Raw genomic sequence first — 16,643 nt, 5'->3', positions numbered from 1 at the left:
GTCACAAAGAACTTTAGTCGGATGGACAAGACATCACTCCCTTTGGCAAGGCCAACGGCAGCCATAAAAATTTATGCCAGAACTATCCATTAAGCAACTGATTTCTGTAATTATTTAGCGTTAATTAATCATATGACAATTACCGCAGGTGCGAGAAAAAAGGTGGTTCACCGGACCAAGCAATTGCATTAGCTGACGGAACGGGATGAAAGCAGGGATGCGCGAAAGGCACCGAAGCCGGATGTCCTTTAACGCATCCCTGGCCGGTTCGAAACGGTTCGGCTGAGATTGCGTGGACCTGGCGGTCTTCTTCCGCGCTTTAACGGCATCGCCTTCCTACCCTTTCCCTTGCCCGGCCGCCGTCGGGAATTTGCTTGCGATCAAGGGATGGGTGCGATCGCCCGTTCCCTGCCGTTCACACCTGCTGGAATGTTCCCATCAAGGACGATTTTGCCAGCATTTGATTTTGCACCTCCTCCCACATCGCTTCGATAGCTGCTGATGCCGGCACAGTGAGATTCGGCACGTCGAGCGCTGCAACTGTAAAGTGGTAGTGATGGACGCCATGTCCTCGCGGCGGTTCTGGTCCATCGTAACGTCTATTGCCAAAATTGTTGTCTGAAAACCGCAACCCGCTGCCGTTAGCTGTATCGCTGCTTTCCTGCAGGCCGTTGCTTGTTGGCGCAATATTATAGACGCCCCAATGCCGGAAAGTTCCATAAGGAGCATCCGGGTCCTCGATGACAATGGCGAAGCTTTTGACATTGTCCGGCGCTCCGGACCAGGACAATGCCGGCGCTATTTTCTCACCCAGCCTGGTATGCTTTTTGGGAATTGGGCCTCCGTTCGCAAAGGCGGAACTGCTCAAAAACGGCATCTGGACCTCCAGGTGGGTTCGAGGGTCGCCTCGGCAATATATTCGCCGGCAGCACTGGCATCGGTCGCCCACTGCGATTTGAATGGATGGCCCAGCAACTTTGCGACACGAAAGTTCCAGACGTCTCGCCAGTCATCCTGGATTGTCATAGCGATGCGGCATGAGGCGCGCCAGGCAACACAAGCGGTCTCCAAATCGCGACTCCTTATCCGTGGGATCTGACGAAATCTAATGGCGCCCGGCTATAACCGCAGCACGCCTCACCATTATCTCTCCGGGTCCCACTGGTTTCAGAAGACATTGTACCCCTCTGAAGCGATCCAGGATCTCGATCGGGTCGTAGCCGGTAACGAAAAGGAACCGAATGTCTTGCTTCATAGGGCAATCAGCGAGTTGGAAGACGTGTCGATACAACAGATGAACATCGAGAACAGCGGCATCGATGCTCGCGAGATTGAGTGCGGCCAAGCCGCCATCGAGGTGGGGAAAGGGCCCGACGACATCACTTCCCTGTTCCTCCAGCGCCAGCGTCATATCGACGGCCTGAAGATAGTCGTCTTCCACGACGAGCACGCGCTGTCCTATGAGATCGCTGAACATGGTCGGGTCACTCGGCACAGGGAAACAGTAGCCACGCGTTGCCTTTAGGAGCCAATCGCTCCGGGCCCGCGCTCGGTTTTTATTCGACCAATTCCGGAAGCTGGGAATCGGGACTTCATTCTAAAGGGCCATACCTCAGGCACCTCAGCCTGAACGCGACCCGACACTCCTGCGCGGCGGGCCGCACGGTCAGCAGCATGGACGATCATCGATTGCAGCCGCTGACGCTGCTGGATGGCGAAGGTCGGGCGTCGGTCAGAGCCGCTGGTAGTCCGGGAAATTGAAATCAACAGGCTGGTAAGTTCTTCTGGGTCCGGTGACCATGAGCGAAAAGATCCATCGCTTCGATGCAAAGGATTCTCGACGCGTTTCCGTTATGAGCAGCCGGCAATGGCTTTTCAAGGCTCACTGAAGCATTGCCATTTCACTGTCTCGAATGCGCCTGTTGAACATCACCAACCTTTCGATCTGGTTTAGCAGGATAAATGGCAGCGACGGTATATTGGAGGTCAATGAAGAACGTGTGTACGTGATCGTACTTGAACCGAACAGTGCGAGACCTATTCTGGCATGTGGGGCGCTACCTGTTGCCTTGTCTCGGTTGGTAACGGGTGATCACGGGCAGGGGAGAGTCTGATATGCCGTCGCAAGGAGACGTTAGCAACCGAATGCTCAAGGCTTTGACAGCCGACGATTTCGATCTTCTCGCGAAGCATTTGGAAGCCGTCGATCTGCCCGCCAACTTCCGGATAGCGGAGCCGCGCAAGACACTCGACTTCTTGTACTTTCCGGAAAGCGGCATCGGATCGGTGATGGCGGTCGGCCCTACAGGACAGATGGCGGAAGCTGGCATGTTCGGCCGGGAAGGATTTGTTCCGACTGCCACGATCATAGGCGACGACATTGTTCCGTACCTGATTGAAATTCATGTGGCCGGAACCGGATACAGGGTGTCGGTCGAGGCGATGCGCCAGACAACCCTGAAAAGTTCGACCCTTCAGGTTCCGATGATCAAATTTATGCACGTTTTTGCCACCCAGGTGGCCTATACCTCGCTGGCGAACGCCAAATTCGATGTGGAACAACGGCTCGCGCGCTGGATCCTGATGTGTCACGATCGGCTTCACTCCGAGGAGATGGCCATTACCCACGAGTATATCGCCCTTATGCTTGGTGTGCGCAGACCAAGCGTGACCACGACCTTGCATGTCCTCGAAGGCAAGCGCCTCATTCGCTCTAGCCGTGGTTCTGTGATCGTGCGGGATCGAAGGGGTCTCGAAGCCCTCGCCGCAGGTTGCTATGGAACGCCGGAGCAGGAATTCGAACGACTTCTCGGTAAGACGTGAGCGCCCTCTGCACGAGACGGCGTGAGGGGCCGCCGAACGCCCTTGTCCACCCACTGTTGCAGGAACAATACCGCCGGATATGGGTTGGATAACTCCAACAAGGCGGAGGCTTCAGAAATGGACCATACCAATCACGTTCGGCTTAGCACTGCGGATCTCGTCCCTGATAATCTTGAAGGGGCGAGCGTATATGGCGGAAAAGGTCGGAAAGGTCGATCACGTTCACGGCGTCGGCGAAGCCAGCACTGTCATTATCGATGTCGGTGGGTTTCTCGGCCTCGGCGCCAAACCAGTGGCAGTGCCTGCAAGCCAGCTTGATTTCATGAGAGATGAAGACGGCGAAGTCCACGCCGTGACCACGTGGACGGAGGATCAGCTAAAGGCGATGCCCGAGCATCGCGACTGAAATACCAAGGCCCGTCGAAAACGTCGGGCCTTTTTAGCGCCTTTTCATCGAGTAATTTATTGAGTTCAAAAGATGTTTTCGTTTTTTGCTGTTGATGCACCTTTAATGGCATGCCGTGGAATTCGAACTGCTCACGCGTGATATCGCTCGAGCGTTGCCCTCAGCGCCGATAGGGCTTTGAACAGAGTTCTTGATTTGTCTCATGGCGAAAGTGACCTTAGTGAAAATTCCGGCTCTTCACCTTCAATGTGTCGATGTGCAGATCAGGAACGAAGATATCTCTGGGCCGGACGGTCGATGGTGATCTTTCGCGCGAATCCGGACTGCCTGGCGAGCCATGGGTGAACTCATCGCCGCGTCCGGTCGGGATCCGGACTGACATATCCAGGTCGGCAAGGCCTGACAGTTCGCCGCTGAGGTCGAAAAGCTGCTGTGCAACGAGGTGAACGACATCCCCTTCCCTCTGCACGCGGCCGTTGATCGCCATCATCGAAGAGCCGAGGACCACGCGGCGGCACTTCTCGAACAGGCTCGGCCAGACCACAATGTTGGCAGGACCGGTTTCATCTTCAATCGTGATGAACATGACGCCCTTCGCGGAGCCTGGCTTCTGCCGCACCAGCACGAGGCCCGCCGTCATAAGCCAGCGGCCATCACCCGCATTCATCGCGTCATTGCAGGTGACGATCCCGCGATCTATCAAATCCTTCCTCAGGAACGCTATAGGATGTTCGCGAAGCGTCAGGCCGACATGGCCGTAGTCTTCCACGACGTTGTGACCCCTGGTCATCTGTCGCAGTTTGACCTCGGGTTCGTGCTGTTCTGCGATCGCTTTCATCTCGCGTTCGGCTGCGGCCGCAAATAGGGGAAGGGGCTCATCTCTCAGGGCTCTGATCGCCCACATTGCATCGCGGCGTTCCAGCGTCAGCGAAGGAAGGAAGGCATCTGCCTTGGCGAGCTGGACAAGGGCTTCCGACGGAACACCCGACCGGCGCCAGACATCGTCGACACTCTCAAATTGCGAATTCATCCGCGCTGCGACGATGCGGGCGGCATCGACGACCGCCAGTCCCATGACCAGTCTCATGCCAAGCCGGACGGCGTGGCGTTCCGTATTGCCAATGCGCTCAAGCGTACAGTCCCATCGCGAGCGATTGATGCAGACCGGGCGTATTTCGACACCGTGATTTCGTGCGTCGCCGACAATCTGAGCCGGCGCATAAAACCCCATCGGCTGTGAATTCAGCAACGCAGCGCAGAAGACGTCCGGGTAATGACATTTCACGAAATTGGACGCATAGGCAATGAGCGCGAAGGATGCCGCGTGGCTTTCAGGAAAGCCGTACGAGCCAAAACCCTCGAGCTGAGAGAATGTCTTCTCCGCAAATTCCGCCGTATAGCCATTGTTGATCATGCCATTGACAAGCTTGTCCTTGAAGCGCGAGACGCCGCCCGTGAACTTGAAGGTCGCCATGCTCTTGCGCAGTTGGTCAGCCTCACCACCGGTAAAACCTGCGCACACCATCGCGACCTTCATGGCACTCTCTTGAAAAAGCGGGACGCCGAGGGTCTTGCCAAGCACGGCTTCGAGCTCGGGGGTCGGATACTCGACCTTTTCCTTGCCCTCGCGCCGACGCAGATATGGATGGACCATGTCGCCCTGGATGGGACCAGGCCGGACGATCGCGACCTGTACGACAAGGTCGTAAAATGTCCGTGGCTTCATCCGCGGGAGCATCGCCATCTGGGCGCGGGACTCAATCTGGAAAGTCCCGAGCGTGTCGGCCCTGCGGATCATCGCATATGTCGCGCTGTCCTCCTGCCGGATATTCGAGAGATCTAGATCGTCGTTCTTATGGGTCCGGATGAAGTCGAACGCCTTGTTCATGCAGGTGAGCATGCCAAGGGCAAGAACGTCGACCTTCATGAACTTCAGTGCCTCGACATCGTCCTTGTCCCATTCGATAATCTGCCGGTCGACCATCGACGCCGGTTCGATGGGAACGAGATCGTCCAGTCGGTCATGGGTAAGAACGAAGCCGCCGGGGTGCTGGCCAAGGTGCCGCGGGGCGCCCATGAGCTGCTGAGCCAGTTTCAATGTCAGCACCAGGCGCCGGTCCGCAGGGTTAAGGTTGAGATCCCTTATGTTGCGATCGCTCACTTCTTCTGACCAGGACCACATGCCCGACGAAAGCGCCTTGATCACGTCCTCTGGCAGGCCGAGGGCCTTTCCGACATCGCGGATGGCACCCTTGGCACGGTATCGGGTTACGGTCGAGCAGAGCGCGGCCTTGTCGCGACCATAAGTCCTATAAATCCACTGGATGACCTGCTCCCGACGCTCATGCTCAAAGTCCACGTCGATGTCGGGAGGCTCGTCGCGTTCCCTGGAGACGAAGCGCTCGAACAGGAGATCGTTGGTCTCCGGGTCAATGCTGGTGATGCCGAGGATATAGCAGATGGCGGAATTTGCTGCCGATCCCCTGCCCTGACAAAGTATCCCCTGGCTGCGGGCGAACCTGACGATGCTGAAAACCGTCAGGAAATAGGGAGCGTAACGCATCTCCTTGATGAGCTCGAGCTCATGTCTGATGACCCTGAGCACGTTCTGCGGCAAACCTTCAGGATAGCGGTCCGGAATACACGCGCGAACATAATGCTCCAGCGACTGCTGAGCATCCATGCCTGGCATGATGGCTTCCTCGGGGTACTGGTAAGTCAGCTCCTCAAGGGAAAACCTGCATCGCTCGACGATCTCCATCGTTCGCGCGAGTGCTTCGCTGTGGCGCGGAAACAGACGTTCCATCTCTTCAGGCGGCTTTAGATATCGGTCGGCATGGCGTTCCCTCTCGAAGCCGACATCATCGATGGTGGTGTGATTGCGGATGCAGGTCACAACGTCCTGGAGTTGCCGACGGTTGGGTTCGTGGAACAACACATCGTTCGTCACGACAGTGCGAACCCTGAACTTTGCCGCAAGAATGGACAACTCGTGGAGTCGCATCTGATCGTTCGGCCGTCGCCTCAGCGACAGCGACAGGTAGGTGCGGTTTTCGAAAACCTCAGCCAGCTTTCGAAGCTGGATCGCACAAGTTTCATCCGGGAGATCAGGAACGAGAACACAAATGAGGCCCCCGGCGTAACGGGCGACATCATCAAGCGTCAGGATGCAGTTGCCCTTTCCTCCTCGGCTCTTTCCGAGCGTGAGAAGGCGGGTCAGACGAGAGTAGGCCGATCGGTCGGTCGGGTAAACAAGAAGGGAGGGGCCGTCCTGAAGATCAAGCCTGCAGCCCACGACGAGCCGCACACCGCTCGCACGAGATGCCTCCAGGGCCCGCACGACACCCGCAAGACTGTTGCGATCGACCACGCCAAGAGCTTCAATTCCAAGCTCCTTCGCGGTCCAGAACAACTCGTCGGCCGATGATGCGCCCCGGAGGAAGCTGAAGTGGGTGGTGACCTGAAGCTCGGCATATCTCATGCGAAGATCCCATGCAGGAACCATTTATGGCTGCCGGTTTCGGGGTCGATGCCGTCCCCGCTACGGAAAATCCACAGTCGTTCGCCTGCGTCGTTTTCGATGATGAAGTAGTCGCGCACTGCTGTGAACTCGGCATCGCACGTCCACCATTCACCGAAGACCCGCTCCGGTCCATCGGCCCGTCTTACGCGATGTCGCTTGCCGCGCCACGTAATGGTTGCTGGCGGGTGGTCAGGGAGAAGGGCAATGGCGTCTATCCGGTCAGGGCGATCAAGCAATCGGACAGGACGCGGCCAATAATGAACCCAGGTTTCCTCGACTTCGGCTGCCGCAGCCGAAATGCGCCGCACACTCCGTTCGGGAACGTCGGACGCGACCGGAGCTACACGATAAACACGCTGTCCGCGGTTGCCAAAGATATCGATGAGGGGCGTGATGTCCTCGTTTTTCTCCTCCACGAGCGACGACGCGTGCTGCTCTTCGGCCAGCAGCTCGGTGATCACGGCGGCAAGTGTAAGCTTCTCGATACCGAAACCCGGCTCGATTTTTTCCGTGCGATCCCTGAAGAGCTTCGTCAACCATGCGATATCACGCGCGGGTTTCGCCGTGCCGGCGCGGATTGCTTGCCTACTGCCATCGACCTTCTCGACGATCAAGTCTGTCCTGCGAACGCCGAGCCCCTTGCGCTGCAGTTCGGCAACGAGCTGAACGATCAGGCGACCCACATATTTGTTGATTGTTTCGGCCGCGCCGATAGGTTCGGCGAAAGCGCGCGAGACTTCGATCCACTCCGGCGCACGGATCGGCTCAATAGGTTCCGACAGCCGGCCGAACATTTGATCAATGCGCCGGCCGATTTCAGGTCCGAACCGAAGCGCCAGCGGGGCACGGGGCGTTGCAGAAAGCTCTCCGATGGTCCTGAAACCCAGCATGCGAAGGTCTGACACGATCGGCTCCGGCAATCTCAGAAGAGAGATTGGAAGCCGCTCGGTTGCTCCGGCGGCTTCGCCGCGAGGGACAACAACTGTCTGCGTTCTCGCCGCACGCGCGCAGGCATGCGCCGCGCCCCAGGTGTCTGCCACGGCAATGCGTGCGGTCAGACCCCTGGCATGGAACTGATTGCCAAGACGCGTCAACATCGGCGCTTCTCCTCCCTGAAGATGGTCGGCGCCTTCCGTGTCAAGGACAATGCCATCTGGCGCATCGACCGCGACGATCGGCGAGTACACCGTCAGCGCCCATAAGGTTATCCGCCTGAGAGCCTCGGCATCGGCGGCGGCGTCTGCGTCAATCATCGCCAGTCCGGCAAAGAGCGCCTGTGCCTTGGCAGCCTGCATGCCGATGCGGACCCCCGCTTTCTGCGCCGCGGCGTCAGCAGCCGAGACCCATCGCTTCGGGCCTCTTCGTTCAATCACCGCAATCGGTTGATCAGCCGGAATGCCGGAATCGGCGCGACGAATCCGATCGGTTGCCAGATAGGGAAGATATATTGATACGACCCTTGTCATCGCAGGCTCCAATTTCAAACTCAGCACATTCGCCCGCCCGCGATCGCATCAATTCAAGCAACCACCTTGGACGTCCGACGCCCGGAACGGGCAATTCTGCGCTCGGCAGCACACTGACCCGCCAGCGTGTGACCGAGGCCGTCGGCTGGCCGAAGTCGTTCGCTTCGGTCTGACGGCGCCACCGCCGGACAACAATCCCCATCGTGCCGGTCCTTTCGGCTGCCAGCTGCAGACGTCGCGAAGCGACCATCGGTAGCCGAACAAGTTCTCCGATCACCGCACCGAGGCCACCATACCCAAGCGCCTCCTCCATGGATGAAAGGACATCCTCCTCCCGATCGCCTTCAACGAAGATGACCCGATCGGGATGAAGACCCGCCTGAGCCAGCGCCGGAAAGAAGAGGTCCGGACGTGTCAGACACCAGACAATCTTTCCTCGCGTACGCGCGGCGATTCCCGCGGCAAACAAGGCTGCCGCTGCTCCGTCGACCGTCCCGCATCCGCCGCCTGCAAATTCGTGTAGCGCGCCATAGGCGAGACCACCGCCAGGCAGGATCCGATCGATTTCGGGCACGCCGAACGACAGGCTGCCCGCCCGCCTGGACGCTCCCCCCTCCAAGGAGGAGATGCGCTCGCGCAAATCCGAGAGAATGTCCTGGCGAGCAGCCGACATCGTTGGCGAATCCTTCCGAAATCGCATTAAGAGGGACGACATTCATGTCGTTCATAACGGTGATGTTCTTCTTCTGTTCCTTTCCGCCGACGTCGTCAAGATGCTCAAAACAGGAAATTATTCCTCATTTTGGGGTGTGATGAGGATTCGTCAGATGAATCAAGTTCCTAGATAAGAGGATGCCGCCTTTGCGCCACGGAAGGTTTTGCGCCACTGAAGGAATTTTTGCATCAGCGCCCGTGCCTGTGGAATTCTCTTTGACGAGCTATGGCTGCCTGCGGAGGGTGTAACAAGCTTAGGCAAATCTGGAGACCGCGCGAGGAACCTTTTCCTGTTGCTACCCATTCCCTCCCCGAGCGCGGGCCGTGTCAACCGGACGCGACAGGGATGGCGAACGCAGCGGTTTTTCCGGTTTCTCGCTGCGGCCAACGAAATGGCAGTCGAGCGTCCAACCTGTCCGGCATCCGCCTCGCCTAACGGAGAAGAGAAAGCAAACGCGCAAGGAGCGGCATCGGGACGAAAATGCCCGTTGAGCGGATCCCATCATGATGAAGGACAGAACAACGCCTCTCCACACCCGGACGGTCGATATATCGTGATCCGTGGCCGCCAAACAGGACCACTCAGATCGTTGTGCTGGTCCGAAGAACGGCGTCCGCGATTGTTGCTCCGAGGCACCACCGCCGAACGATAACGGAGGTAAGACAGTCCGCGCAAACTTCCTTTCTGGATGCGCTCCTGAGGCTTTCATCAGACTTAAGTCCTAGCCCGGGAACCTAAGTCACGCTCCGTCGTTTGAGAGCAATTCGGCTAACAGGAGCCGGATTGGGGAAAGACGTCTTGCAGGATAAACAGCAAATTCGAATGGCCTGCGCGCGCCGAAAGGCACCTTTTTCGGCATGGATTGTACTCTCGGCCGGGCTGCTCTATGTGTGTCGTTAGACAATGCCCGGTGATGCAGGAAAGCTTGCGGGAGGCGTTGCAGGCGCCCGTTTCATCGATAGTACGCAGTAATATCCATGCCCTATCTATCCCATGTCCATCAGCTACCCTCCCCGTCAGGTCATCGATGAACTGGCTCGGCCGCTGGAAGAACCAAACGCTCGCTTCGCAGTTTTTTCTCGCTGGGGGCATCGTCTCCGCCATTGCCATGTTCCTGGTTGGGCTGCTGGTGACCCACTTCATCCAGGGGGCCGTCATCCATAATGCAGGTGCGACCACCGCACTTTATGTGGATAGTGTGGTCGCCCCCCTGTTGCCGGACATGCAGAAGGAAGGCCTTCTCGACGACGCCACGGCTCGCGCCCTGGATGAGACCCTTGGCCAGGGGGCGTTGGGCCGCAGACTCGTTTCCTTCAAGTTGTGGCGCCGGGATGGCACCATCCTCTATTCAAACGAAAAAGGGCTGGTCGGAAGGACGTTTCCGGTCACTGACAAGTTACGCGAGGCCTTCTCCGGCACTCTCGTTGCCCGATATGAAATTCCAACCGATCCAGAAAGCGCGCAAGAGCGGGTCTACGGCAGGCCGCTCATGGAAATCTACAATCCCGTCCTTCAACCCTGGTCGGGAGAGGCCGTTGCGGTACTGGAATTCTATGAGAGTGCAGAAGGGCTGGAGGAGAGCCTGACGCAGGCGCGATTGGGAAGCTGGCTTGCGGTCGCCGGCGTAATAGCGGTGTTCTTCCTCGCCCTTTCGGCATTGGTTTTTCGTGGTAGCCGCATTATCGAAGCACAACGGGTGGCACTCGGAGCACGCGTAGACGAGCTTTCCGTATTGCTCGGCGAAAACCGCGGTCTGCAGCGACGGCTGCAGAAATCATACCAGCGTGCCGCAGCCTTGAACGAAACCTACCTGCGAAGCATCGGCGCGGACCTTCACGACGGCCCCGCCCAGCACATTGCTTACGCATCGCTGAGGCTGGACAGCGAACTCCTCGTCAATCCGGCAACCGCGCCTGCCGCTCGGGATGAAGAGCTGTCATGGATCCGCTCTAGCCTTGCAGAGGCGATCTCGGAAATCCGCAGCATCTGCCGAGGGCTTGTCTTGCCGGAGATCGAAAACGCCTCGATCCGGGAAATCGTCAACCGTGTTGTCGAGGCTCATCAAAGCAAGACCGAGACAGTCGTCGAACTGACCATCGACGACGACGACCCGGATCTCGCGCCCGCTGTAAAGATCTGCATCTATCGCTTCATCCAGGAAGCGCTCAACAACGCCTATCGGCATGGTGGCGGCGTTCAGCAGGCAGTCAAGGCAATATCGCACAATGGATATGTGCGCATCGAAGTCAGCGACAGAGGCGAGGGCTTCGATCCGAAGGAAATCAGGCCATCGAGCCTGGGACTGGTCGGTCTTAGGGAACGTATCGACAGCCTCGGAGGTGTTTTCGAGGTGCAGTCGGGCCCTGATGGCACGACTTTGACCATGAGCTTTGAACCGATGGAGGCGGAAGACTAGAATGGCATCAACTCGTATCGGCGTTGTCGACGATCATCCGCTCTTTCGTGAGGGTGTCGTGCGAAGCCTGTCTGAAAACAAGGACTTTGTCGTCGTTGGCGAGGGCGCAAGTGGCGCGGACGCCTGTCGGATCGCCCGCGAATTGAACCCCGACATCCTGCTTCTTGACGTTTCCATGCCAGGAAACGGACTTTCTACCATCTCAGACGTTCTCGATACCAGTCCGTCGACCAAAGTGATCATGCTGACGGCATCTGAAGAGGTCGAAAGCCTGGTTACGGCCCTGCGTCTCGGAGCGCTCGGCTATGTCCTGAAGGGCGTGGGTGCGAGGGGATTGATCGACGCCATCACTTCTGTTCTTCGCGGGTCACGAGCCGTGAGTCCGGCGATGACGGCAAAGATCATGGAGAAGTCCCTGCAGCGTCATCGCTCGGCCGAAACCGTGCTGACCCCACGCGAAGTCGAGATTGTCGATCTCGTCTCAATGGGTCTGTCCAACAAGCGGATTGGTCTGAAGCTCGACCTGCAGGAAAAGACAGTAAAGCATCACATGACCCAGATCCTGACCAAGCTTGGGGTCTCGAACAGGACTGAAGCCGCTATGCGGTGGCGAGACAGACTAGCGTAGAATGCCGATAAGCCGCCGCGCATCGTCGGCGGTTGCACCCCGACTGATGATTGTCCGTCCCTTCGAATCCCGCATGATGTAGCGACCCTTGCGAAGGGTTTCCGTGATCCCGTTGGCGTGGCGGACATTGATCGAGCCATCGCTGCCCTCACTCGATTGCGTCACCGTCGATCCGCTGGACGTAGAACTCGAGCTACCGTTCCCTGTGCTGGCACTGCCACCACCGTTGCCGTTGTTGCTGTTGTTGCCGCCGCCGGACTTCCCGTTCCCGTTTCCTCCGCCGTTGCCATTCCCGCCACCGTTTCCGTTTCCGCCGCCGTTACCGCCTCCGTTGCCGCTGCCGTTCCCATTTCCGCCGCCGTTTCCGTTACCGCCGCCGTTGCCATTGCCGTTTCCATTGTCTTTCGCTGATGCAGAGAACGGAAGAGCGACCGCAATTCCAGCGGTGCCTGCAAAAAGCTTCAGCAAAGAGCGTTTGGAAAGAATCATGGCATGCCTCATTTCGGTATCAGCTACGCAAGTCAATACGCGTTAGATCATTGTATTGTTTCCAAACTAGGAGGGCATCAGACCTATGGGAGTGGGGGCGCAAGACTTTGGTCCCATATTGCCGACTTTTCATAAAACGTGGGTCCGATTTTACACGCGACGTTCAGGAACACCTAGGGTGAGTATGATACGGCGACGCCGTCTTCTCCTTAACTGCACATTGTCGTCACCGGTCTGCCTCATTCCAGGATCGTCAACTGTACTGCGAGAAGGAGCTTTGCTTGGACGAAAAGGAACAGCGGCGGCGCATGCGCTGCGATCATATATGGGAGGATGCGGGCCCCAAAGGCCGACATCGTGATCACTGGGCACGGGCGGAATAAAACCACGGGGCGACGGAAGAGGCAGCCGAAGGAACCAAGGCAATCGGAACGCCAAAAGACAGTTTAACGATGAAAGGACCACCAAGGATTCGGCCGTGGACATCCGACCTGCGCTGATGATCAGTGCAGACTGATCGCGCACTGCTCGAGGCCAGACCGGCAACACCCTGGCACCTCAGGGATGGCCAGACGCGGTCACGAGCCATAGGATGCTCCGATCGCACGCAATGAGAGATTGATCGGCCAATAACCGATCCGAACATCTATCTTCGATTGCAGACCCTGGTCGCATTCGGGTAGAAATCGCTAGGGATTCTCCGGAGCGAGCCATGCACATTCAGCCGCAACAGCGGATTTATATCTGCTTTTTCCTGTTTGCGGTGTCGATGGGAGCGACATTGTCGCGCCTGCCCGATCTTCAGGATGCCCTGCGGATCGACAAGTCGGAATTGGGCCTGACACTGATCGGCGCCGCAATCGGCGCTCTGCTGTCACTGACATTCTCCTCCCCGCTCGTTGCCCGCCTTGGTGCACGCACGACGGCATTCGCAACAGTTCTTGGAACCTCCGCTCTGCTTGCGCTCGTGCCATGGATGACCGCTGCCCCGCTCGTATTCGGTCTCCTCTTCCTGGAGGGACTGTTGGCCGGTGCACTCGAGATAAATTTAAACGTCGAAATTGATCGCATAGAGGCCCAGCTGGGCCGCGGGGTCATGAACAGGGCCCATGGGTTTTGGAGCCTTGGCTTCTTCGTCACCGCGCTCATATCGGCTGCTCTCCGTCAGGCGGGAATGTCAATGCAACTCCATCTCGCGCTGACATTCACCTTCGTCCTTGTCGCTGGTGGGGTCGTCATTGGTGGAATGCGCAATGCCCCGGCCAAACCGAACACCGAACATGTCGATGCCGGGCATATCGCTCTTCCGACGGCAGGCCTGTTGCCCCTCTGCCTGATCGGAATTGCTGCATTTCTTGTCGAGGGAGCAGGCATCGACTGGTCGGCCATCTATATGCGCGACGTATTCCAGTCGGAACCATTCGTCGGGGGGCTTGGCCTTACCCTCTTCACCTTCTTCATGGCCCTGGCAAGGTTATTTGCAGACCCGTTTGTCGATCGCTTTGGCTCACGTTCCGTGGCCGTCGTCCTTCTCATTACATCTGCCGCGGGTCTTTGCGCGGTTTCACTGTCGCCCCACCAGAGTATCGCACTGGTCGGATTCGCGTTGATGGGTGCCGGATGCAGTGCCGTCTATCCTCTTGCTGTCTCGGCAGCCGCTCAACGAGTCGACAGGGCAGCCCATGTCAACGTCGCAGCCCTGGGTCAGATGTCGTTCGTCGTGTTTTTCCTGGCCCCGCCTCTCCTCGGCTTCGTCGCCGAACAGGCTGGCATTCGCACCGCGTTTTTCATTTGCCTTCCGGTCATCCTGACTGCGCTTTTGTGCGTCCGATCTCTCTCCTATCAACGGAAAGTCATGATCGCCCAGAACGCAAGCCGTCCCGGCATTACTCTGGGGTCATGAACCAAGCCGAACCTGATCGATTGCTCATGTCGGGGCACCGGTGGAACAAACGGACGGAAATTGTGTTCCTGTCCCGCTGACCACATTTGGGGGACTTTTATGCCGCAAAAATCTGGGTTCGACGTCGAGGCAGGTGACCATTTGGCTCTCGGCGCGACACCTGACGCTGATGGTGTCAACTTTGCTCTCTTCTCGGCGCATGCCGAACGGGTCGAGCTTTGTCTTTTTGATGCAGAGGGCGGCAACGAACACCGTATCGAGCTTCCGGAATACACCAACGAGATCTGGCACGGTCGCATCCCTGGCCTGAAACCGGGAGCGCTTTATGGCTACAGGGTCTACGGGCCTTACGATCCGGAAAACGGCCATCGCTTCAATCCCAACAAGCTTCTCATTGATCCATACGCGCGGGAGCTCGTCGGAGACATCCATTGGGGTCAATCTTGCTTCGGCTACGATCTCGAAAGCGAGGAAAAGGACCTTTCCTTCAATGGAGCCGACAGCGCACCCGACATGCCCAAATGCCGTGTGATCGACCCGAACGACTTCACTTCACTCGACGATCTCAAACCCGGCATACCCTGGTCACGTACGATCTTTTACGAGGCACACGTGAAGGGGATGACGCAATTGCATCCTGCCGTCCCCGAACAGCTGCGGGGCACGTTTGAGGGCTTGGCGACCCGGGACGTCGTCGAGTACGTGAAAAGCTTGGGAATCACCTCCATTGAGCTTCTCCCCGTCCATTATTTTCCCGATGATGCCCACCTACTCGACAAGGGGCTGAGGAATTACTGGGGGTATAACACGATCGGCTTCTTCGCTCCGGCTTCGCGCTACTACGGGCCCCATGGCCTTTCAGGATTCCGAAATATGGTCCGCGCTTTCCATGATGCGGGGATAGAAGTCATCCTTGATGTCGTCTACAACCATACTGCGGAGGGAAACGAGCTCGGACCAACCCTTTCGTTCAAGGGTATCGACAACTTCTCCTACTACCGGACGATGCCCGACGAAGCACGCTACTACATCAATGACACCGGCACCGGAAATACCGTCAACACCTCGCATCCCCGTGTCCTGCAAATGATCACGGACTCCTTGCGCTACTGGGCGCAGGTCATGAATGTCGACGGATTCCGCTTCGACCTCGGCACCATCCTCGGGCGGGAACCAGAGGGTTTCGACCAGCGAGGAGGCTTCTTCGATGCGGTTGGGCAGGATCCGGTCCTTTCCCGTCTCAAGCTGATTGGCGAGCCTTGGGACATTGGACCGGGCGGTTATCAGGTCGGTGGTTTTCCCCCCGGCTGGTCCGAGTGGAATGACAAATACCGCGATACAATGCGCGACTACTGGAAGGATGAAGACGGAACCGCGCGCGACTTTGCCGCACGCGTGCTCGGATCAGGTGACATTTACGACTTCCGCGGGCGCAGACCTTGGGCAAGTGTTAACTTCGTGACAGCACATGACGGGTTCACGCTGAACGATCTGGTCTCCTATAACGAAAAACATAATGAAGCGAATGGTGAAGCCAATCGTGATGGCCACGACCACAACCGAAGCTTCAATTACGGCGCCGAAGGCCCCACCGACGATGATGGGATCAATTCTGTCCGCGATCGCCAGAAGAGAAATTTCCTCGCCACCCTCCTCCTGTCCCATGGCGTTCCCATGCTTTTGGCTGGCGACGAATTCGGCCGCAGCCAGATGGGCAACAACAATGGCTACTGCCAGGACAGCGATATAAGCTGGCTGCATTGGCAAGGGCTGCCGGACAGCGCACAGGCTCTGCGCGTCTTTACAGCTCGGCTGATTGCGCTCCGCCAGGAACAACCACTACTGCGGCGTGAAAGCTGGCGCAACGACCTTACGATTAGCTGGCTCAACCCTGTCGGCGGTGAACAGACCGAAGACCATTGGGACGATGAGGGAAGCACGACACTTGGGCTGCGCCTGACCACCAAGCTCGATGGCAATGAAAATGCCTGGAAGGAGGCGCTGGTGCTGTTCAACCCTCACGACGGTCAGGTGCCGTTCAATCTTCCATCACTGGAAGACGGCCAATGGATTTTGGAGCTTACGACCGCCGACCCTGACGTGGAGAGGGTCGATCTCAACGACACCGATCACTATGACCTGGAACCCAGAAGCCTTGTCATCTTGAGGCGAGCTTGAGCGGTAGACGGAAGCTCCGTGCTTGTGTTTCGCGCCGTACCCCTGTTGTCGAAAACCGCAAGCGCCCGCCCGGCCGGTTAAGAATCCATTCCGGAA

11 protein-coding genes and 1 pseudogene are annotated in these 16,643 nt (G+C 57.8%); 7 read left to right on the top strand and 5 right to left on the bottom strand.

Translation table 11 applies throughout. The annotated features are described in order from the left end of the window. Window positions 1–415: 415 nt before the first annotated feature. Window positions 416–877, bottom strand: a complete 462-nt coding sequence (locus FHT76_RS26045) for a YbhB/YbcL family Raf kinase inhibitor-like protein (RefSeq protein ID WP_259185977.1) — start codon at window positions 875–877, stop codon at window positions 416–418. 231 nt (window positions 878–1,108) lie between these two features. Between FHT76_RS26045 and FHT76_RS26040 the strand changes: the two genes are divergently transcribed. The 3 genes and pseudogenes from FHT76_RS26040 (at window position 1,109) to FHT76_RS26030 (ending at window position 3,229) form a co-directional block, all read left to right on the top strand. Next, window positions 1,109–1,525 carry a hypothetical protein gene (locus FHT76_RS26040; RefSeq protein WP_259185976.1) on the top strand — a complete coding sequence of 139 codons (417 nt, stop codon included), beginning with the start codon at window positions 1,109–1,111 and terminating at the stop codon, window positions 1,523–1,525. A 620-nt stretch (window positions 1,526–2,145) separates the two neighbouring features. Continuing rightward, window positions 2,146–2,823 (top strand): Crp/Fnr family transcriptional regulator, encoded by a 678-nt coding sequence (locus FHT76_RS26035; RefSeq protein WP_246712692.1) that lies wholly within the window; start codon window positions 2,146–2,148, stop codon window positions 2,821–2,823. Window positions 2,824–2,940: 117 nt separating this feature from the next. Then, a pseudogene (locus FHT76_RS26030) lies at window positions 2,941–3,229 on the top strand (PRC-barrel domain-containing protein). Window positions 3,230–3,446: 217 nt separating this feature from the next. On the opposite strand, the gene FHT76_RS26025 reads toward FHT76_RS26030, so the two are convergent. Genes FHT76_RS26025 through FHT76_RS26015 form a run of 3 tightly spaced genes read right to left on the bottom strand, consistent with a single transcriptional unit; the run spans window position 3,447 to window position 8,891 of the window. Beyond that, on the bottom strand, window positions 3,447–6,710 hold the full coding sequence (locus FHT76_RS26025) for an error-prone DNA polymerase (RefSeq protein WP_183756130.1): 3,264 nt from the start codon (window positions 6,708–6,710) through the stop codon (window positions 3,447–3,449). Beyond that, the gene (locus FHT76_RS26020) at window positions 6,707–8,218 is read right to left on the bottom strand and encodes a DNA polymerase Y family protein (protein ID WP_183863995.1); all 1,512 of its coding nucleotides are present in this window, start codon (window positions 8,216–8,218) and stop codon (window positions 6,707–6,709) included. The genes FHT76_RS26025 and FHT76_RS26020 overlap by 4 nt, the downstream gene beginning before the upstream one ends. Next, the gene (locus tag FHT76_RS26015) at window positions 8,139–8,891 is read right to left on the bottom strand and encodes an ImuA family protein (RefSeq protein ID WP_183756128.1); all 753 of its coding nucleotides are present in this window, start codon (window positions 8,889–8,891) and stop codon (window positions 8,139–8,141) included. Before FHT76_RS26015 ends, FHT76_RS26020 begins: the two co-directional genes overlap by 80 nt. A 1,069-nt stretch (window positions 8,892–9,960) precedes the next feature. On the opposite strand from FHT76_RS26015, the gene FHT76_RS26010 reads away from it, so the two are divergent. Both FHT76_RS26010 and FHT76_RS26005 read left to right on the top strand, forming a co-directional pair. Next, window positions 9,961–11,349, top strand: coding sequence for a sensor histidine kinase (locus FHT76_RS26010; protein WP_183756127.1), 1,389 nt, complete (start codon window positions 9,961–9,963; stop codon window positions 11,347–11,349). 1 nt (window position 11,350) lies between these two features. Further along, window positions 11,351–11,977: a response regulator transcription factor gene (locus FHT76_RS26005; RefSeq protein WP_183756126.1), complete on the top strand. Its 627-nt coding sequence runs from the start codon at window positions 11,351–11,353 to the stop codon at window positions 11,975–11,977. On the opposite strand, the gene FHT76_RS26000 is transcribed toward FHT76_RS26005, so the two are convergent. After that, a complete protein-coding gene (locus FHT76_RS26000; protein ID WP_183756125.1) occupies window positions 11,969–12,466 on the bottom strand; it encodes a hypothetical protein in 498 nt (165 codons plus the stop codon). The two genes, FHT76_RS26005 and FHT76_RS26000, sit on opposite strands and share 9 nt — an antisense overlap. Before the next feature lie 712 nt (window positions 12,467–13,178). Here FHT76_RS26000 and FHT76_RS25995 point away from each other — a divergent pair. Continuing rightward, a complete protein-coding gene (locus FHT76_RS25995) occupies window positions 13,179–14,369 on the top strand; it encodes an MFS transporter (protein ID WP_183756124.1) in 1,191 nt (396 codons plus the stop codon). A 99-nt stretch (window positions 14,370–14,468) separates the two neighbouring features. Further along, window positions 14,469–16,547 carry a glycogen debranching protein GlgX gene (gene glgX / locus FHT76_RS25990; protein WP_259129586.1) on the top strand — a complete coding sequence of 693 codons (2,079 nt, stop codon included), beginning with the start codon at window positions 14,469–14,471 and terminating at the stop codon, window positions 16,545–16,547. Window positions 16,548–16,643 lie beyond the last annotated feature (96 nt).

Source organism: Rhizobium sp. BK176, assembly GCF_024808055.1.
The sequence above is the reverse complement of the archived record's forward strand: the minus strand, read 5'-3'. Positions and strand labels throughout refer to the sequence as shown.